The sequence below is a fragment of the Marinobacter orientalis genome, from assembly GCF_004792665.1.
Lineage (GTDB): Bacteria > Pseudomonadota > Gammaproteobacteria > Pseudomonadales > Oleiphilaceae > Marinobacter > Marinobacter orientalis.
Window position 1 is genome coordinate 1 of record NZ_SRZX01000005.1, and the last position, 20,334, is coordinate 20,334.

At 57.0% G+C, this 20,334-nt stretch carries 15 protein-coding genes and 1 tRNA gene; 13 read left to right on the plus strand and 3 right to left on the minus strand.

All coding sequences use genetic code 11. From position 1 onward, the window contains the following. Positions 1-116 precede the first annotated feature (116 nt). Positions 117-977, minus strand: a complete 861-nt coding sequence (locus DIT72_RS13540) for an ion transporter (protein ID WP_135955783.1) — start codon at positions 975-977, stop codon at positions 117-119. A gap of 231 nt (positions 978-1,208) precedes the next feature. Between DIT72_RS13540 and DIT72_RS13545 the strand changes: the two genes are divergently transcribed. Genes DIT72_RS13545 through DIT72_RS13555 form a run of 3 tightly spaced genes read left to right on the plus strand, consistent with a single transcriptional unit; the run spans position 1,209 to position 5,916 of the window. Further along, entirely contained in the window at positions 1,209-3,617 is a 2,409-nt protein-coding gene (locus DIT72_RS13545; protein ID WP_135955784.1) for a Lon protease family protein, read from the plus strand. Positions 3,618-3,654: 37 nt separating this feature from the next. Next, complete coding sequence (fixJ, locus tag DIT72_RS13550; protein ID WP_135955785.1) at positions 3,655-4,281, plus strand: response regulator FixJ; 627 nt, start codon at positions 3,655-3,657, stop codon at positions 4,279-4,281. Between the two features lie 45 nt (positions 4,282-4,326). After that, entirely contained in the window at positions 4,327-5,916 is a 1,590-nt protein-coding gene (locus DIT72_RS13555; RefSeq protein ID WP_135955786.1) for an ATP-binding response regulator, read from the plus strand. A gap of 5 nt (positions 5,917-5,921) precedes the next feature. Here DIT72_RS13555 and DIT72_RS13560 read toward each other — a convergent pair whose 3' ends face one another. Continuing rightward, complete coding sequence (locus DIT72_RS13560) at positions 5,922-6,800, minus strand: MaoC family dehydratase (protein WP_135955787.1); 879 nt, start codon at positions 6,798-6,800, stop codon at positions 5,922-5,924. A gap of 128 nt (positions 6,801-6,928) precedes the next feature. Here DIT72_RS13560 and DIT72_RS13565 point away from each other — a divergent pair. Continuing rightward, positions 6,929-7,005, plus strand: a tRNA-Asp gene (locus DIT72_RS13565). Positions 7,006-7,209: 204 nt separating this feature from the next. Here the strand turns inward: DIT72_RS13565 and DIT72_RS13570 are convergent. Next, a complete protein-coding gene (locus DIT72_RS13570) occupies positions 7,210-8,268 on the minus strand; it encodes an AraC family transcriptional regulator (protein WP_135955788.1) in 1,059 nt (352 codons plus the stop codon). Positions 8,269-8,398: 130 nt separating this feature from the next. On the opposite strand from DIT72_RS13570, the gene DIT72_RS13575 reads away from it, so the two are divergent. The 9 genes from DIT72_RS13575 to DIT72_RS13615 all read left to right on the plus strand — a co-directional run bounded on the left by DIT72_RS13575 (position 8,399) and on the right by DIT72_RS13615 (position 20,272). Next, positions 8,399-10,465, plus strand: coding sequence for an NADPH-dependent 2,4-dienoyl-CoA reductase (locus DIT72_RS13575; protein ID WP_135955789.1), 2,067 nt, complete (start codon positions 8,399-8,401; stop codon positions 10,463-10,465). A 127-nt stretch (positions 10,466-10,592) separates the two neighbouring features. Beyond that, positions 10,593-11,843: a DNA repair protein gene (locus DIT72_RS13580; protein WP_135955790.1), complete on the plus strand. Its 1,251-nt coding sequence runs from the start codon at positions 10,593-10,595 to the stop codon at positions 11,841-11,843. Between the two features lie 131 nt (positions 11,844-11,974). After that, entirely contained in the window at positions 11,975-12,859 is an 885-nt protein-coding gene (locus DIT72_RS13585) for an NAD(+) kinase (RefSeq protein WP_135955791.1), read from the plus strand. 4 nt (positions 12,860-12,863) lie between these two features. Beyond that, positions 12,864-13,877 (plus strand): metallophosphoesterase, encoded by a 1,014-nt coding sequence (locus tag DIT72_RS13590; RefSeq protein WP_135955792.1) that lies wholly within the window; start codon positions 12,864-12,866, stop codon positions 13,875-13,877. 3 nt (positions 13,878-13,880) lie between these two features. Then, positions 13,881-14,756 (plus strand): rhomboid family intramembrane serine protease, encoded by an 876-nt coding sequence (locus DIT72_RS13595; protein WP_135955793.1) that lies wholly within the window; start codon positions 13,881-13,883, stop codon positions 14,754-14,756. A 127-nt stretch (positions 14,757-14,883) separates the two neighbouring features. After that, positions 14,884-15,183, plus strand: coding sequence for a YeaC family protein (locus DIT72_RS13600; RefSeq protein WP_135955794.1), 300 nt, complete (start codon positions 14,884-14,886; stop codon positions 15,181-15,183). After that, on the plus strand, positions 15,180-16,022 hold the full coding sequence (locus DIT72_RS13605) for a DUF2797 domain-containing protein (RefSeq protein WP_135955795.1): 843 nt from the start codon (positions 15,180-15,182) through the stop codon (positions 16,020-16,022). The genes DIT72_RS13600 and DIT72_RS13605 overlap by 4 nt, the downstream gene beginning before the upstream one ends. Before the next feature lie 30 nt (positions 16,023-16,052). Next, positions 16,053-18,701, plus strand: a complete 2,649-nt coding sequence (gene pepN / locus DIT72_RS13610; protein ID WP_135955796.1) for an aminopeptidase N — start codon at positions 16,053-16,055, stop codon at positions 18,699-18,701. Between the two features lie 182 nt (positions 18,702-18,883). Further along, entirely contained in the window at positions 18,884-20,272 is a 1,389-nt protein-coding gene (locus tag DIT72_RS13615) for a DUF1329 domain-containing protein (RefSeq protein WP_135955797.1), read from the plus strand. Positions 20,273-20,334: the final 62 nt, after the last annotated feature.

Consider the following 20,334-nt stretch of genomic DNA (forward strand, 5'->3'; position numbering starts at 1 on the left):
TGCCTACTTCGATCGGCTGAAAGTGCCGCGTCTCTCCTGACCTCAACTTCTCGAACCGCCCGGTGCGGACCCGCTTGCCGGGTGGTGTGGGAGGGGCGGAGCCTGACGGCTCCCCCCTATCCCGATTCTTTGCGGGGGTCAATGGTGTCCTCGTTAAGCCAGGTTCCGCAGAATTTGCAGTAGCGCGCATCCCGTTCGTGGCGATCTCTCCCGCAGCCGGGGCAGGCTTCAGCAGAGTAGCGTTCTTCCCGTAGAGCCCGGATCACCTCTGCCGAGAAAACACCGGCAGGCAGTGCAATTATCGAGTAGCCGATGAGCATGATGGCTACCGATATGAACTGTCCCAGCGGGGTGACCGGTGTGATATCGCCATAGCCTACGGTTGTCAGGGTAACAATGCCCCAGTAGATTGCCTTCGGAATACTGGTGAACCCCGCCTCGGCAGGTTCAATCAGGTAAAGAACGGAAGAGAAGATAGTGACCAGCATCAGGACGCTAAACAGGAATACAAGGATCTGATGTCGGCTTCGTATCATCGCATCCATCAGGAGTCGCTTTTCTCCTTCCAGGACCATCATGTCAAACACCCGGAATAGCCTTAATCCTCTGAGTATCCGGACAATAATCAGGGTCTGGGAGCCCGGTATGATCAATGTCAGCCATGTGGGCAGGATTGCGAGAAGGTCGATGATGCCGTAGAAGCTCTTCAGGTAAAGCCAGGGCTTTTGCAGGCAGTAGATCCTCAGAGCCAGTTCGACGGTAAAAAGAACGGTGATGCACCATTCGGTATAGAAAAACAGGTCACCATAGCGCTGGTGATAGCTCTCTATGCTGTCGAGCATGACAATGCCGACACTGGCAAAGATCAGTATGATCAAGCCAATATCGAAGGCCTTGGCTGCGGGGCTGTCGGATTCAAAAAGCAACTTGAAAAGCCGGGTACGCAGTCCCAGGCCGGCAGGCTCAAGGGTTGGCATGTTTTAAAATCTCCAGTCCGGTATCGGGCGTCGGAACCAGTCTAGATGCTATCGGAAAGGTCTGGAAGTGGGGTTCTGGTGCGATTGTCTGGAAAACCGTCAAATCGGGAAGTGTGATCGATTTGTCGGCGAGTCTGGCGAAATATTTAGCCTGACCGCGACAGGGCGGGCCCCAGATTCTACAATGACCGGCCAACACCAAATGCTTTCCTACCGTTACAGGACCGAACCTTGAAGTCACTGTCCCTGAACCAGCTCTATAAAGCCTGTGTTTTAAAAGATTTACCGTTCAAGACCACCCGCCAACTCGAACCACTGGCAGAAATCGTCGGACAGAACCGGGCCCAGGCGGCGGTACGTTTTGCCCTGGCCATGCCCCATGGTGGCTACAACGTGTACGCGGTCGGTCGTAACGGCCTGGGCAAGCGTACCATGATGCTACGCTACCTCGAACATCATGTGGACACGGATAACCAGAGTCATGACTGGTGCTATGTGGCCAACTTCGAAGAGCCCCGTGTGCCCAGGATGCTCCAGCTGCCCAGCGGCAGGGGCACCGAACTGAAGCAGGACATGGAAAAGCTGATGGGGCGTCTGATGAAGATGATTCCCCAGACCTTCGATAGCGACAGCTTTCTGGAGCGTGCGGAAAAACTGAAGAACGAGTACGTCAAAAAACAGGAAGAGGAACTGGAAAAGGTCGCCGCACAGGCAAAGCGGAAGAAAGTCAGCCTGAACATCACAACGCCCGGCGGTTATCGTCTGGTGGCCATGAATGGGGATGAACCCCATACCGCCGAGTCGTTTCAGGCCCTGACCGAGGAGCAGCGTGACAGGTTTGAAAGCGATATCAACAAGCTTGAGAAAAAACTGCGCCAGGCACTGCGCAAACTGGCAGACTGGGAGCAGGAATACGCTGAGGACCAGCAGGCGCTGAATGAGGAAACTCTGGAGGGGATCTCGGGCCACCAGATTGATGAACTGGTAGAAAAATATCGGGACCAGCCGGACGTAGTGGCCTACTTCGAGGCTGTCCGTAAAGACCTGTCTGAAAGTCTGGAAATTTTCCTGGAAGACAATGAAGAGCAGGCAGCCATTGCCTACGCGTCCCTGGACAAGAAAATGCCCCGCCGCTATCTGGTGAACGTGCTGGTGCACCAGAAAACCGATGAGGTGCCTGTGGTGGTGGAGGATAATCCCACCTACCACAACCTCTTCGGTTACGTGGAAAGTGTGACCTTCAAAGGGACCGTGTTTACCGATTTCTCCCTTATCCGTCCCGGCAGTCTCCACCGTGCCAATGGCGGCTACCTGCTGATGGATGCCATCAAGGTCCTGGAGCAGCCGTTCGTCTGGGATGGCCTCAAGCGGGCGTTGCGATCCAAGTCCATCCAGATCAATTCCCTGGAACGGGAACTGACACTGTCGGGCACTATTTCGCTGGAGCCCGAGGCAATTCCGCTGGAGGTGAAAATCGTCCTGTTCGGCGACCGCGAAACCTGGATGCTGCTGCAGGACTACGACCCCGAGTTTGCCGAGCTGTTCCGGGTGACGGCAGATTTCGAGAACGAAATGATGCGCACGGATGAGAGCCAGGTTCTGTACGCCAAGTTCATCGCCAGCCTGGTGGATGAAAAGAAGCTGCTGCACTGCAGCAACAAGGCCGTCGCCCGCATTATCGAGCACAGTGCGCGCATGGCCGAGCACCAGGATCGCCTGTCACTCCATGCAGCGGACATTGCCAACCTGTTGCGCGAGTCGGACTACTGGGCGCGCCAGGCCGGTGCCCGTCTGATTCAGAACGCTCATGTGGACCAGGCACTGGAAAGCGCCCGTTATCGCAGTAGCCGGATACGGGATCAGTTCCATGATTCCATTCGTGACGGGTCGACACTGGTGTCTACCACGGGCACCTGCGTGGGGCAGGTGAATGCGTTGTCGGTGCTCTCGACAGGGGGCTTCGAGTTCGGTCTGTCCAACAGAATTACCGCCACCTGCTATTATGGGGATGGCGGCGTGATGGATATCGAGCGTGACGTGAAGCTGGGGGGCAATATCCATTCCAAGGGCGTGATGATACTCAGTTCCTGGCTTTCCGCCCATTTTGCGATCACTGATCCCATGCATTTGTCGGCCAGCCTGACGTTTGAACAGAACTATGGCGAAGTTGATGGTGACAGCGCTTCCCTGGCAGAGATGTGCGCACTGGTATCTGCTTTGTCCGAGCTGCCTGTGCGTCAGGACCTGGCGATCACCGGGTCCGTTAACCAGTTTGGCGAGGTTCAGCCGATTGGCGGCGTCAATGAAAAGGTCGAGGGTTTTTACAGCACCTGTAAACTGATCGGGGAATTGACCGGAACCCAGGGTGTGATTGTGCCTGCAACCAATGTGCAAAACCTGATGCTTGATCAGGAAGTGGTTCAGGCTGTCCGCGACGGCAAATTTATCGTTCACGCGGTGACCCGGGCAGAAGAAGCCATCGCGCTGTTGCTGGGCAAGCCAGCTGGCAAGGCAGATAAGAAAGGCAGGTATCCCCGACAGAGTGTTTTTGGCATGATTCAGCAACGTCTGGAAAAAATGCGCGAGCATGAGCGCCAGGAGCATGCCCGGGACGATCACAAAGATCCGTCGATTCACTGAGCCCCATTGACGGTAATTGAAGGGAGAGGCAAGGCACATGACTGATACCCAGCAAACGGTATACGTGGTTGAGGACGACGAGGCAGTTCGTGACTCGCTGGAGCTGCTGCTGAAGTCCGATGGCAAGTCCGTCAGCACCTACGAGAATGCCAACGCATTTCTCAAGGATTATTCCGACAAGATGGCTGGCTGCATTGTGCTGGATATCCGTATGCCCGGCATGGACGGAATGGAGCTTCAGAAAAAGCTGAACGAAAAGCATTCGATTCTTCCGATCATCTTTGTGACCGGCCATGGTGATGTTCCGATGGCCGTTGATGCCATGAAAGAGGGGGCGGTGGACTTTATCCAGAAGCCTTACCGGGAAGAAGCGTTGTTGCAGAAAATCGAGGCTGCGCTTGAGCAGGACAGGGAGCAGCGTAAAACCCTCGGCGAGAAACAGGAAATCCTGCGCCGGGTGAAAAGCCTGACGCCTCGTGAACACGAGATAATGGACCGTATGATTGCAGGGCAGGCCAACAAGGTCATTGCCATCGAGCTTGAAATCAGCCAGCGAACCGTCGAAATACACCGTTCACGGGTGATGCACAAGATGGGTACCCATTCACTGGCACACCTAGTTCGTATGGTTCTGTCCGTAAAGGACCTTATCGACGAGCACTGATTTGGCCGGCATTATACGATGACTATCGTAACCGGCTGTATTCATATGACAGATGCTGTCCTGGAGACAACAGACGTAACGGTCCTGCTGGTTGATGACAACCCGCAGAACCTGAAAGTTCTCTATGAAACGCTCAAGGACAAGGGCTATCGCCTGTTAATTGCCAACGATGGTGAAAAGGCTCTGGACCTCGCCCACCGCCACCAGCCCGAAGTGATCCTGCTGGACATCATGATGCCGGAACTCGATGGCTATCAGGTGTGTGAGCGTCTGAAAGCGGACCCGGTCACGTCAGACAGCGCTGTTGTATTCCTCTCCGCCCTGGACGATCTCCAGGCCAAAGTCCGTGGCTTTTCCCTTGGGGGCGCCGATTACATCTCCAAGCCCTTTCAGGCCCAGGAAGTAATTGCCCGAGTGAAAACCCATGCCCGGGTTATCCGCCTGGAGCGGGAGCTCCAGGCCCGTAATCGCCAGCTTGAAAACGACCAGGCCCGCATACTGAACTCCATCAGCGAAGGCATCTATGGCCTTGATGCCACTGGTACTATCATATTTGCCAACCCTGCTGCAGCCCTGATCATGCGCAGCTCTGCGGATGAGTTGATCGGCCAGAATTTCTTTGTTCTGCATTTCCGCACGGCGGGTCAGGGATGCGCGTCGTTACCGGTTTATGCCACCTGCAGCCAGGGTGTCGCGGAAAACCAGCGAAATATTGAAATGCTGCGCGCGGATGGCACCTCATTTCCGGTGGAATACCGCGCTACGCCCAAACTTGACGGGAATGAACTGCACGGAGCGGTGGTTGTTTTTCGTGATATCACCACCGAACTTGAGAGTGAACAGGCTCTTGAGGATGCCCGCAACCTGGTCCAGGAGCAGCGCGAGCAGATTGCCCATTTCTCACGCCTGACCACCATGGGCGAGATGGCTGCGGGCGTGGCTCACGAAGTGAATCAGCCGCTAACCGCCATTACCAACTATGCGCGTGTTGCCAGGCGGGTGCTGGCGAAGGAGCAGCCGGATCAGCAGTTGCTTGAGGACACGCTGGAGAAGATTGAAGCCCAGTCACACCGCGCCAGCGAAGTGATTCGTCGGATTCGCCGGTTCATGAAAAAGCCGGCGGCAGGTAAAGACGTGCTTTCCATTTCTGCGCTGCTTGAAGATACCCGCCAGTTTGCGGAAGTGGATATTCGCAATAATGAAGGTGGTGTTGAAATTTCTGTCGCTGATGACGTGCCGGAGGTAGTGGCTGATCCCATTCAGGTCCAGCAGGTAGCGCTGAACCTGATCCGCAACGCCCTGGAGTCAACCCGCAGTGCGAACTCCTCGGCACCGGTGGAAGTGTCAGTCTCGATGTCTGACGGTCGCTGCGTAAGAGTTGCGGTGACCGATCATGGCGTTGGTTTGCCGGACGATGCAGAAGAAAAACTGTTCCTGCCGTTCTACACCACCAAGGAAGAGGGCATGGGGATCGGGCTGCCAACGTGCCGCTCCCTGATTCAGGCACAGGGGGGCGATATCGGCTTCGAGCGTCCGGCACAGGGCGGCGCCCGTTTCTATTTCACCTTGCCGGTGGCCGGAACCGGGGGCGCTGCCTGTGCACCCGAGCCCGGCCCGTCAAAGCCGGCAGACTAACCGGTTCAGCCTTCCCGGCTCACTTTGCCGCTAAGGTGAGGGGCGTCTCCGGCCGCGTTCAGCAATTGATATTCCCAGCCAGATTGCCCGGTCTGCCAGTTCAGCTGTGCGGTTCCCGGCAGAAACAGCGGTTTCTTGAACTGGCATGACACCGATACCGCACCATTTGGCCAGCCCTTCTGCTGCTCCAGCAATGCCAGCACCCGGGCCTGGCTCCACATTCCGTGGGCGATGGCCCTGGGGAAACCGAATGCCTTGGCTGTCAATGCATGCAGATGTATCGGATTCCTGTCCCCGGAAACGCCGGCGTATTGCCGGCCAATGGATTCCGGTGCGCTGATATTTGTGGTCTCCGGGTAGCTCGGCAGTTCTGGTGGCTTGTCACCGGCGTGTTTGCTGCTTTTGTCCGGTTGCCGGAACAGGTTGGTGCTGGTTTCTTCCCATACCAGGCGGCCGGCTGCCCGGGCTTCGGTTACCAGATCAAATTCCAGCCCCCTTGGGGTGGTGTTCTGACCTTCCAGCCTCACAGTAATATCCAGGTTCTCCCCGGCACCGATAGGTCGGTGCTGGATTATATGGTTACGTAGATGCACCAGACCCAGCAGTGGCAGCGGAAAAGCCCTCTCTGTCAGCAGCTTCAGATGTAGTGGAAATGCCAGAATGTGGGGCCAGGTGATGGGCACAGTCGTTCGTGGTCCGAATCCACATACTTTCTGGTAGCGCCCCAGGTTATCGTTGACGGTACTGACGCCAATCAGTCTCGCGCACAACCCGGGAATCCGGATATCACTGCCGGAGGGCGGTTTCCCTTTGGGGCGCAGCACCTTGCTGTAAAGCGACCACAGGCCTGGCGGGTGATTGTGATAGATCGCGTTATCTGTCATGGCGTTAATTCTCCTGGAACACCTTTTTTCATGAAAAACGTTGACATGCAGGGCGGCGTCTTTATAATGCGCCCTCGTTGTCACCGAGCAATCACACCCTTGATTGCGCCCGAGGTGGCGGCTCACGCGGAGCGGTAGTTCAGCTGGTTAGAATACCGGCCTGTCACGCCGGGGGTCGCGGGTTCGAGTCCCGTCCGCTCCGCCATTTTTCCTTCCCTGCATTGCCGTATCTGTTGTCATCCCTGCTTCATCACAGTGTAACAATCGCCTGTCATCGTTTGCCTGTCTGATGCACAGGAGATGAATGATGTCTGATTATGAAGAAGAGCTGATCGACTGTCAGTTTGAAGATTATGACGACGACGATGCTGCGGATGACGCCACCGAATTGTAAATCCGGTTTCAGCGCCTAGTGAATGCCTTTGGTTGCCTGCTGCGCGAGGTAATCTTTTCTGTATTCCCCCGGGCTGGTTGCAAACCAGCGGCGCCAGGCCTTGTGAAACGCTGCCGGATTGGCAAAACCCAGTAGCCAGGCAATTTCCGATAGCGATGTCCGGGTCTCACGGATGTATTCCACTGCCAGTTCTTTGCGGGTTTCATCCACCAACTCCCGAAATCCGGTTTCTTCTTCCGCCAGATGTCTCTGCAGTGTCCAGGGTGCCATGCCAAGTCTTTCCGCAATAGCGGCCAGTGTCGGCGTGCCTCCCTGCAGCAGGGAGGGGAGAAGATCCTTTATCCGGTCGCCAGTGCTCCAGCCGGCGCGGATTCTCGAGAGCTCCTTCTGACAGTCACCTGACAACTTTTCAAACATGGCCGGCTGCGCCTGCAGTGAGACTGCTTCCGCTATGCCCGGGGCCAGCCTCAGGCTGTTGCTCCCGGCACCAAACCGCACGGGGCAACCGAACCATTGCTCAAACACGCCCTCCATACCTTGCGACGGATACTCGATGGTCACTCTTTCGATGACTTTGTCATGGCCGGTAATTATTCTCAGGAACCGAGTCCAGGCCGCCAGTACTGAATCCACCACGAAAAAGTTGAAAACGTTGTAGGGTTTGATCGAGTAGAAGTGAGCCTCCCTGCCGCGATTGGTTGTCCAGGGAGCCCCCCGGCTATTGCGACTGGTCAGCAGGGCATAATGAATCAGGGTGCGGATAGCTTCACCGGCGGTGGGGGCAGACTGGCCGGCAAGCCCTGCTATCCCCGCGTCCACTGGCCGCGAAAGCTGGCCCATGGTGAGACCCAGCGCCGGGTTACCGGTGAGTGTAATGGCTGCCTGACCCATCCGCATGAATCGCGGGATGCTGATGCGGGCCTGCGGTGCCCCCAGTGCCTGTTCATCCAGCCCGAAACGGCCCAGCAGATCCGTCGGATCGGCGCCTTCAGCCCGGACCGCGCGGACCATGACAGCAACGTACAGCACGCTGATATCACCGAGCGGATTCTTGTGTCTGCTGGTGGTGTTCATGGCTCAATATTGTCTTACAAGTTTCTCAGGGATATCAGATTGTGCCTCAGGGATATTGTCTCCCTCAAGTGCGGAAGCTACTTTAGAGCCCGTGATTCGGCGCCGCCGACCTGATAAGAGGAGACAGACCATGACTGCATCAACACCGGGGGTTACGCGCTATCCCAACCTGCTGGAACCCCTGGATCTGGGATTTACACGCCTTCGCAATCGCACCCTGATGGGGTCCATGCATACCGGACTGGAGGAGGCAAAAAACGGCTTCGAGCGGCTTGCAGCCTTTTACTCCGAGCGAGCACGCGGCGGCGCCGGCCTGATCGTGACCGGTGGTATTTCTCCGAATGTTGAGGGTGCCGTATTCCAGCATGCCGCCAAGATGAGTACTCAGGAAGAGGCCGACAGGCACAGGGTCATCACCCGCGCAGTGCATGAGGCAGATGGCAAGATCTGTATGCAGATCCTTCACGCCGGCCGCTATGCGTATCATCCGGAACTGGTTGCACCATCTGCCATCCAGGCGCCCATCAACCCGCTGAAGCCGAAAGCGCTCGATGAAGCCGGCATCGAGAAACAGATCGAGGATTATGTGAACTGCGCGGCGCTGGCCCGGGAGGCAGGGTATGACGGCGTGGAGATCATGGGTTCAGAAGGCTACTTCATCAATCAGTTCATCGTCGCCCATACCAATCACCGTACTGATCAGTGGGGCGGCAGTTATGAAAACCGCATTCGCCTGCCAGTCGAGGTCGTTCGCCGGATTCGCCAGCGTGTGGGCAGCGATTTTATTCTGATTTACCGACTGTCGATGCTGGATCTGATTGAAAATGGCAGCACCTGGGACGAAGTGGTGCAGCTGGCCAGGGAAATTGAAAAGGCCGGAGCCACTATTATTAACACCGGCATTGGCTGGCACGAGGCCCGGGTACCAACCATCGCCACATCGGTGCCTCGGGGAGCCTTCACCAAGGTTACGGCGCGCCTGAAAGACGAAGTCAGCATTCCCCTGGTGACCACCAACCGCATCAATATGCCGGATGTTGCCGAAAAAATTCTGGCGGAAGGTGATGCCGATATGGTTTCCATGGCCCGTCCGTTCCTGGCGGATGCGGACCTGGTTCTCAAAGCAGCAGAAGACCGTGCCGACGAGATCAACACCTGCATAGGCTGCAACCAGGCCTGCCTGGACCATACCTTCAGTGGCAAGCTGACCTCATGCCTGGTCAACCCCCGTGCCTGTCATGAAACCGAGCTTGTCTACCTGGAAACGGCAGCGCCGAAAAATATCGCTGTGGTCGGTGCCGGCCCCGCTGGTCTGGCATTCGCTTCCGTGGCAGCGGAGCGGGGTCATAAAGTCACTCTTTTTGATGCCGGCAGTGAAGTGGGTGGCCAGTTCAATGTTGCCAAGCTGATCCCGGGCAAGGAAGAGTTCTATGAAACCCTGCGTTATTACCGGGTGATGCTGGACAAACACGGCGTGGACGTTCGCCTGAATACGCGGGTGGATGTGGATGACCTGAAGGCCGGTGACTTTCACCATGTAGTGCTGGCTACCGGGGTCAGACCCCGTACACCGGACATCGAGGGTGTGGATAATCCCAGGGTGATCGGCTACCTGGATGCCCTGCTGGGGCGGAAACCCGTTGGCCCGAAGGTGGCGGTTATTGGCGCCGGCGGTATCGGTTTCGACGTCTCTGAGTTTATCGTTCACATGGGCACGTCGGCGGCGCTGGACCCGGAGCACTTCATGCGCGAATGGGGCGTGGACCTGAGTGTTGAGCACCGTGGCGGTATCGAGGGTGTGAAACCAGAGGTGCCCGAGCCGGCTCGTGAGGTATACCTGTTGCAGCGCAAGACCTCCAAGGTGGGCAAGAACCTGGGCAAGACCACTGGCTGGATTCACCGTACCGCTCTGAAAAAGCGCCAGGTTCAGATGGTGGCGGGGGTCAGTTACCGCAGGATCGATGACGAGGGGCTGCACATCACCGTCACCCCGAAAGGCGCCGAAGAGGGTGAAGGCCGGGTGTTGCCGGTGGATACCATCATAATCTGTGCCGGCCAGGAGCCGCTGCGCGAATTGCAGGAGGGGCTGGAGGCTGCCGGCATGCAGGTTCACCTGATTGGTGGTGCGGATGTGGCGGCGGAGCTCGATGCCAAGCGCGCCATTGATCAGGGCAGCCGCCTGGCAGCGGAGCTCTGAAAGTAAAGACCGTGCTTCAGGCCACATGATCACAAAACGTTGCAGTTTTCCTGTGTTCAGCGGGCATTGACCCGCTAGACTATTAGCCGGAAGTTTTTTCAGTATTTCGGAGAGCGGGGAGTCTGCAATGGGGTCTGCCGACCAGGCAAGTGATGGTTATTCGGCGGTGATGTTCATGGAAGGCAGCAATGTATCGCGGCAGATGCGGGCATCGGAGTTCGGTGCCTTTCTGGATGGCTATGTGGGGCTTTCGGATCTGGCGGACACAGACGTCAGGGCTGTGTATGTGCTCCTGGGTAGCGACCTTCTGGTGCGTTCCCTGGTGTTTTTTCGCATCTATTTCGATGAAGAGGGCCGGGCTGATAGCAGCTGGAATCTGCCGATAGAGAAGCTTGCGAAAAAGGGTGCCAAGGGTCCCGATATGGGGGGCGGTCCGATCCGCCTGGTGTGCCGTAGCCAGCGCCCGAAGTCCGCCAATGGCGAGGATCTCTGGGATCCGGACATGACTCCCGGGAGTAACCACTTCCAGGCGATTCGCCGGGCCGTGGAAGCCAACGGTCTCAAGTTCCGGAAAGTGGAGCCCGCCCCCGAGGAAGACATTCCCGTTCTGGGTGACGATTCCCGCTCTGCGGAAGATTCGGAGGCATCTGCTGACCGCGCCCGCCTGGCGCAGGTCATCCGTGAACAGCGGCTTCGCATCAAGACACTGCAAAGTGTTCACAGGGATGCCCTGTCTGACATCCAGCGCGAAAACCGCCACGAAATGCAGGCCCTGCGTAACGAGATGGCCGAACTTCAGCAAAAGTTCGAGCGCCAGAAGCTCACTAACGAACAGCTGAAAAAACGCCTTGCCGAGCGTAATGAACAGTATCTGTCAATGCAGGAACAGATTGCCGGCGGAGATGAGCGCCAGCACCGTGAAGACGCAACCACCGATGCAGAGGTTGTGTTGCTGAGGGAGCAATTGGAGCGCCGGCAGCGGGAGCTTGAGCTCCGGGACGAGAAAATCGTGGCTCTTGATCAGGAAAACCACGAGCTTCGTCACCAGGCGCCCACGGAAGACTCGGTGATGGACCATTTGCAGAGCCACTCGGTTTTCCTGGTGGCTTATCACCCCGGCGTTGGTCACATTACTTTGCCGTATGACGATATCGAAACCTACTTCCGTAACCCGGTGGCCTACGCCGCCGAGCGCTGCGGCCTCAACGAGCCTGCCTACAGGGAATGGCTGGAGCACTACGAGAAGCCTGTCTGTTACCATCAGGATGAAGATGGTACCCGCTGTGAAGAGCCGGTCATGCGGGTCAGCCAGCCTGCCGATTTCCGGGCGGGAATCGATGATCGCTGCGAAAAACACCAGCCCCAGGGTGAGAATTAACACCGCATTACCCGCCCGGAACGGGATCTTTTTTCAGAATCAGGCCGTATTTCGTTACTATGGTCTCCCAGACGTGTCCGGGAGACCAGTCAGATCGCCCCCGGCCCATACAGATATCCACAGGAAGCTACATGGATCAATTCAGAAACATTGGCGTGATTGGCCGCATGGGCAGTGTCAAAGTGGTCGAATCGCTACGTCAGCTCAAGCAGTATCTGGTGAACAACCATTATCACGTGATCATCGAAGAAGACACTGCCAGCATGCTGCCGGGCCACGGCCTGCAGGTGGCAAGCAAGAAGCTTCTGGGGGAAATCTGTGATCTGGTGATCGTGGTTGGTGGTGACGGCAGCCTGCTTGGCGCCGCCAGGGAACTGGCCAAGTCGAAAATTCCGCTGTTGGGTGTGAATCGTGGCCGCCTGGGTTTTCTGACCGACATATCACCGTCTGATCTGGAAGAGCGGCTGGGCAAGGTCCTCGACGGTGAATACATCGAAGAGACGCGCTTCCTTCTGGATGGGCATGTAGAACGCAATGGCCAGCCCCTCGGATTCGGAACCGCACTGAACGACGTTGTGCTTCATCCGGGCAAGTCCACGCGGATGATCGGCTTCGATCTGTATATCGACGGTCATTTCGTATACAGCCAGAGATCGGATGGCCTTATTGTATCCACACCGACCGGGTCGACTGCGTATTCTCTCTCGGCGGGCGGGCCCATCATGCATCCCAAACTTGATGCCGTTGTGCTTGTGCCGATGTTCCCGCACACCCTGAGTAGCCGACCGATCGTGGTAGACGGTAAAAGCGAGATCAAACTGGTGATTGGTGAAACCAACGAAACCTATCCGCAGATCAGTTTCGACGGCCAGATGAACATTGCCTGTGCCCCCGGCGATATCATCCGTATCACCAAGAAGCCCTTCAAGATCCGTCTTATTCATCCAGCGGATCACAATTTTTACGCCACATGCCGGGACAAGCTGGGCTGGGCCAGTGAGATTGCAGCGAGTTAAAAACATGGTAGGACAGGCTAGATCCGCAAGCCGCGGCTACGACATCATCGGCGATATTCACGGGTGCGCCCACACTCTGGAGCGCCTGCTGGCCCAGATGGGCTACCGTAAGGTCAACGGCATTTACGAGCACCCGCGGCGCCAGGCCATATTCATCGGCGATATTATTGACCGGGGCCCCCGTATCCGCGAGGCACTGCACCTGGTGCGGGGCATGGTCGAGCACGGCTCCGCCCGCATTGTCATGGGAAATCACGAATACAACGCCCTTGGTTATTGCACCCGCGCCCGACCGGGCAGCGGCAAGACTTTCCTGCGTGAGCACAACGCCCGCCATGACCGTCTGATCCGTGAAACCCTTGAGCAGTTCGAACATCATCCCCATGAATGGAATGAGTTTCTGGAGTGGTTCTACACCATTCCGCTGTTTATCGACGAACAGGACTTCCGCGCGGTGCATGCCTGCTGGGACAGTGATCTGATCAACAAATTCAAGGAAAGCCAGGGTGGTGCCTGTATTGACGACGATTTTCTCCACGCCTCTGCTGCTATCGAGTCTTTTGCCGGCCAGGTAATGGATACGCTTCTGCGGGGCACCGATCTGCGGCTACCGCCGGGAGTCAAAATCACCGGCAAGGATGGTTATGTGAGGGAGTTCTTCCGCACCAAGTTCTGGGCGGACAACCCGAAAACATACGCCGATGTGGTGTTTCAGCCGGATCCGTTGCCCGCAGAGGTTGCCTGTCGTGAGCTGACCGATGCCGAGCGCAGCCAGTTGATCAGCTATCCGGCCTCGGCACCGCCGGTGTTTGTGGGTCATTACTGGATGGAGGGTGAGCCGGTGCCCCTCAAGCACAACGTCGCCTGTATAGATTTCAGTGCCGTCAAGTACGGCAAACTGGTGGCTTATCGGCTGGACGGCGAACGCACCCTGTCCCGGGACAAGTTTGTCTGGGTGGATGTGGAACGGCCGGAGCAGGCGGAGTATCCCGCCAGTGAAGACAGCGTGGCGAGGTAGCCTGTGTACCGAATCAAGCAGATCGACACTTCGATCAACCTGGAAGGTTTCAGCCGCTGGCTGAAAGAGCAGGGAGTAGACCACCGGATTACCGAGGAGGGCGGATACCAGGTGCTCTGGCTGGAAAATCCGGAGCATACGGAGCCGGTGCTACAGGCCCTGGAGCGTTTTCTGAGTGAGCCTGAGATCCAGCAGGCAGTCAATACCACCGTACAATCGCCGGTCTTTGTGGGCGGACGGTGGCAACCGTCGCCCCGCCACGCCCCGATAGTGCTGGGGATGATTCTGCTGGCTCTGCTAATGGCATGGGTGACCGCCATGGGCCAGAATCAGCTATCCACCCTGCTGATGTTTGTAGATCCACGATTTTACGACTGGGGCACCATGGCGGATCGTGTTGAGGCGCTTTCCTCAACCCTGGCGAGTGGTCAGATCTGGCGCCTGATTACGCCGGATTTCCTGCACTTCAGCTGGACTCACATCATATTCAATTCTGTCATGCTCTGGTTTCTGGGCAGCCAGATAGAGTGGTTTGATGGTCGTGCCCGGTTATTGTTGTTATTTGTGGTGACCAGCCTGCTGTCCAATGGATTGCAGTATATCGTTTCCGGCCCCTTGTTCGGTGGCCTGTCCGGGGTGGTTTACGGCATCCTCGGCTACTGCTGGCTGAGCCAGCGGCAGGTGCCCAGGTTCCAGTTTCCTCCTGCCCTGATTACGTTTGCTGTGGCGTGGATGGTCATCGGTTTCACATCCCTGCCGGAAGTTCTGGGATTGGGCCGGATGGCGAATGAGGCCCACCTGGGGGGCTTCGTGGCTGGCCTGGCCCTGGCGGCGGTTTTGCCGGTGCCAAAAAAAGCCCCGCGCAGTGGCGGGGCATGAAAAGAGCGTTTAGCTCCTGATGAGAGAGACCAAATGAACACGACCTTCGTCATTTGGTGAGTTAATGATAATCATTATCGTTTATTGCTGTCAACGGGTTTGCCCACTTTTTTAGCTGGAGAATGAAATGACATACGAAGAGCTGATCGAGCGGCTGGATCCGGCGGTCTATCAGAGTCTCAAGCGTGCCCTGGAGCTGGGCAAATGGCCGGACGGCCGCAAGCTGAACGACGAGCAACGCTCGATCTGCATGGAAGCGGTTATCTATTACGAGGATCATCACCAGATCCCCATGGAAGAGCGGGTTGGTTACCTTGATCGTGGCAAGAAAGCCGGTACCGCGTGTGACCCCAGTGTTGCACGCACTGCAGGGAATTCCGGCAATGGCGCGGCGGACCCCGACCAGTTCTTCGAGGTGAAGTCTTGACCGCACTGGTTGATGTGACTGGCCGCCTGCGCAAGATGCCGGCCGAGCCTGGTAACCCGGTCAGCTATACCATCCGGGTGGGTGACACCCGTGTGCCATTGAACGAGATGATCGGTTATCCCCTGCAGTTTGATTTTGACGGGGTGATACGCTGTATCAACTGCGACCGGAAGACCAACAAGAGTTTCAGCCAGGGTTTTTGTTATCCCTGTTTCCGAAAACTGGCCGCCTGTGACAGCTGTATCATGAGTCCCGAAAAGTGCCATTATCATGAAGGCACCTGCCGCGAGCCGGAGTGGGGTGAAACACACTGCATGATTGAGCATGTGGTTTATCTGGCCAACTCGTCCGGCCTGAAAGTCGGCATTACCCGTGGCTCGCAAGTACCCACCCGCTGGATTGATCAGGGTGCCGTCGATGCCATCCCCATGGTGAGGGTTACCACCCGCCAGTTGGCGGGGTTCGTGGAAGTGGTGTGCAAGAAACACGTGGCGGACCGCACCAACTGGCGGGCGATGCTGAAGGGTGACATCCCGGAACTGGATCTGGTTGCCGAGCGCCGGCGCATCCTGGATCTGGTTGCCGACGACCTGTCCGCACTTCGGGCCACCCACGGTGAAAGCGCCATCCGGGCTGTGGATGAGCAGAGCCTTGCCCTGGGTTATCCGGTCCAGGTGTGGCCCAGAACCATAAAAACCCATAATCTGGACAAATTACCCACCGCGGAAGGTGTGCTTCAGGGGATAAAAGGCCAGTACCTCATTCTCGACACAGGCGTGATCAACATCCGCAAGTACACCGGTTACGAAGTCCGCTTCCGGGTCTATTCGAACAACTGAGCCGGGCCCAACCACTTATGGAGATAGCGAATGCGTACCAGCCAGCCACAGACCATTTACCTGAAGGATTACCGCGTCCCTGTTTTTCTGGTGGACCACGTTGACCTGCGTTTCGAACTGTTTGACGATGGCGCACGGGTGCACAGCGTCCTGTCCATGCGCCGCAACCCCGGCAGCGACAGTGCTGACAAAAGCCTGGAACTGAATGGCGACCCCCTGACAACGCTGGAGTCGCTCAGCCTGGATGGCAGTGAGCTGGCAAAAGATGCTTTTGAGGATCGTGCCGATAAACTGGTGATCCATGAAGTGCCGGACAGCTTTGAACTGGATGTGGTGACCTGGCTCGAGCCACAGAACAACACCCGCCTGGAAGGTCTATACCAGTCTTCCGGGATGTTCTGTACCCAGTGCGAGGCCGAAGGTTTCCGCTGCATCACCTATTTTCCCGATCGTCCCGATGTAATGGCCCGTTTTCGCACCCGTATCGAAGCGGACAAGGCCAGCTTCCCCATCCTGCTTTCCAATGGCAATGATGTGGAAAAGGGCGATCTGGACGGAGGCAGGCACTTTGTAACCTGGGAGGATCCATTTCCCAAGCCCTGTTATCTGTTTGCCCTGGTGGCTGGCAATCTGGTGGAGAAACGGGATAGCTTCCATACCATGTCCGGCCGCGATATCGATCTGCGCATGTACGTGGAGCCGCGCAACGCCGAGAAGTGCGAGCACGCCATGGATTCCCTCAAGCGCGCCATGCGCTGGGACGAAGAGGTGTACGGCCGCGAATACGATCTGGATATCTTCATGATCGTGGCGGTGGATGACTTCAACATGGGCGCCATGGAGAACAAGGGGCTGAATATTTTCAACTCCTCCTGTGTGCTGGCCAGCCAGGAAACCGCAACAGATCAGGCCTTCCAGCGTATCGAGTCGATCGTGGCCCACGAGTATTTCCACAACTGGTCCGGAAACCGCGTTACCTGCCGTGACTGGTTTCAGCTGAGCCTGAAAGAAGGCTTCACCGTGTTCCGCGATTCCCAGTTCTCCGCCGATATGGGTTCGCCTACGGTCAAGCGTATCGAAGACGCCGCCATGCTGCGAACGGCCCAGTTCGCCGAGGATTCGGGGCCTATGGCCCATCCGGTGCGCCCCGAGTCCTATATGGAAATCACCAACTTCTACACCCTGACGATCTATGAAAAGGGATGTGAAGTGGTTGGTATGATCCACACGCTGCTTGGCCCCGACATGTTCCGCAAAGGCAGCGACCTTTATTTCGAGCGGCATGATGGCCAGGCCGTGACCACCGACGACTTTGTCCGGGCCATGGAAGACGCCAGTGGCCGGGATCTGTCACAGTTCCGCCTCTGGTACGAACAGGCGGGCACACCAGAGCTGACGGTGCAGGATGAATATGATCGGGCAGCCGGGATCTATCGCCTGACGATTGATCAGACAATTCCGGAGACCCCGGGCCAAACCAACAAGAAGCCCCAGCATATCCCCTTTGCCATCGGGCTTTTGGGGACTGGCGGTGAATCCCTGCCGCTGAAACTGGGCGCCGGTGAAACCGAGGCACCGACAGACCGGGTGCTGGAGCTGACCGAGGCCAGCCACACCTTTGAATTCCATGATCTCAGCGAGCGTCCGGTTCCATCCCTGCTGAGAAACTTCTCGGCTCCTGTCAGGGTTTACTATCCCTGGACACGGGACCAGTTGATGTTCCTTATGAGTCACGACCCGGATGGATTCAATCGTTGGGACGCCGGCCAGCGACTGGCCGTTGATGTGATCAGCGGGCTGGTGGGAGAAACCGGTAGCGAAGCGGTCGATTCCGGATTAACCGAAGCTTACCGGGGACTGCTGGCAGATGAGTCCCTGGACCAGGCGCTGGTTGCGAAAATGCTGCAGTTGCCCTCCGAAGCCTACCTGATTGAGCTGGCTGACAGCCCTAATGTGCCGGATATTCACCGCGCCCGCGAAAAGGTGCTTGGGCACCTTGCGACTGCTCTGCGGGATGATCTGCTTGCCTGCTATCAGCGCAACACCGTCGAGGGCAGCTATGAGGTGACGCCGGATGCGGTTGCCCGCAGGAGCCTGCGAAATACCGCGCTCGCCTGGCTGCTCCATATGGATGATGAGGAGGGCCGGACACTGGCGGAAAGCCAGTTTGAAAAGGCAGACAACATGACCGACCGTATGGGGGCATTGCGTGCACTGGTGAATTCCGGTTATGAGCAGGAATGTGAGCGGACACTGAATGCCTTCTATGAGCAGTGGAAGGACGACCCGCAGGTAGTGGAACAGTGGTTTGCGGTTCAGGCCGGCAGCAGCCGCAGAGGAAGTCTGCCTGAAATTCGTCAGTTGATGGCTCACCCCGCGTTTGACTGGAAAAACCCCAACAAAATCCGCTCCGTGATTGGTGTGTTTGCCGGCCAGAACCTGCCGGCATTTCATGCCGAGGATGGCTCAGGCTACCGGTTCCTTGAAGAGCAGGTGCGCCGGCTTGACGACAGCAACCCGCAAATCGCCGCGAGACTGGTGTCTCCTCTGACCAGGTGGCGCAAGTTTGCGCCGGTGCACGGCGAACAGATGAAAGCGGCACTTGAAGCCATCAGGGACAAACCCGGCTTGTCCCGGGATGTCTACGAGGTGGTCCACAAAAGCCTCGCCGGCAAGTAGGTGAAGGGTTCAGTTGTGTCGGCCTGCGGTTTCGCCAGGCCTGCCGCAGGCGGATACAAAATCGCACTTTCGGTCGATAGACACTATCGGCCGATCGGTTAGTCTGTCAGCAGCCGCTATTCCATGACAACACAATAAGAAAAGCCTTACGCAGGGCTTTCAGACAGATTTAAGGTTAAACAATGAAATACAAAAACAACGTGATTCTAGGCAGTTTGTTTGCTTTTTCTGTTTTTGCCATGCCAGTCAATGCTGCTGTTTCCGCCAGTGAAGCTGCCCGTCTGGGGCAGGATCTGACTCCGTTCGGTTCCGTCAAAACCGGTAACGAGGCCGGAACCATTCCGCCCTGGACCGGGGGGCTGACTGAAGTGCCTGAGGGCTACGGGGGGAGTGGCCAGCACCACATCGACCCGTTCCCGCAGGACGAGGTGCTGTTTACCATCACTCCGTCGAACATGGACCAGTACGAAGAACACCTGACCGATGGCCTCCGCGCCATGCTGGAAACCTATCCCACCACCTTCCGTATTCCGGTCTACAAAAGCAGGCGCACCCACGCCGTTCCGGACTGGGTTGCGGAAAACACCAGAGAAAATGCTGTTGAAGCGGAAATCGTGGGGGAAGGTGCGGGCATTGATGGCGCTTTTGCCGGTTATCCCTTCCCGATTCTTCACGGCAACAACGAGGAAAAAGCCTGGCAGGTTATCTGGAACCATCTGACCCGCTGGCGCGGGGTCAATATCACCCGTCGCTCCAGTGAAGTTGCCGTACAGACCGATGGTGATTACTCACTGGTTACCTCACAGCAGGAAGCCTTCTTCAATTATTACAACCCCGAGGGCAGTGAGGAAGAACTGGATAACGTTATCTTCTATTACCTGTCGTTCACTCAATCCCCTCCGCGTCTTGCCGGTGGTGCTATTCTGGTCCATGAAACCCTGAACCAGATTATCAATCCGCGTAATGGTTGGGGTTATAACGCGGGCCAGCGTCGTGTTCGTCGTGCGCCCAATCTCGGTTACGATTCTCCGATCGCAGCAGCAGACAATCTGCGCACAGCCGATGACACCGACATCTTCAACGGTGCTCTTGATCGCTATAACTGGGACTATGAGGGAATGCGCGAAATCTACATTCCTTACAACAATTACGAGCTTGGCGAGGCAGGAACGCCTTATTCAGAGATACTGGGCATTTCTCACCTGAATCCGGATCTGACACGTTGGGAGCTCCACCGGGTGCACGTGGTGGAGGCGACCCTGAAGGACGGAGAACGTCACATCTATGGCAAGCGTCGCTTCTACGTGGATGCTGACAGCTGGAATACGGTCCTGCTGGATCAGTATGACGGCCGCGGCGAACTTTGGCGCGTGACCATGGGCATGCTGAAGAACTATTATGAACTTCCGGGCGTCTGGACGGTTCTGGACGTGTATTATGACCTGCAGGCACGTCGTTATCACGTGCTGGGGCTGGATACCGAAGAGCCATCCACCCGCAGGTTCTCTGATGAAGTGCCCAATCGGCGTTACTTCTCACCGTCATCACTGCGGCGCAGGAGTGTGCGTTAACGTTTGCGCTTGCGGTGGTGCCTGATTTCCGCCGGAAACCTATGGTGGTGAACAGTGCCGGT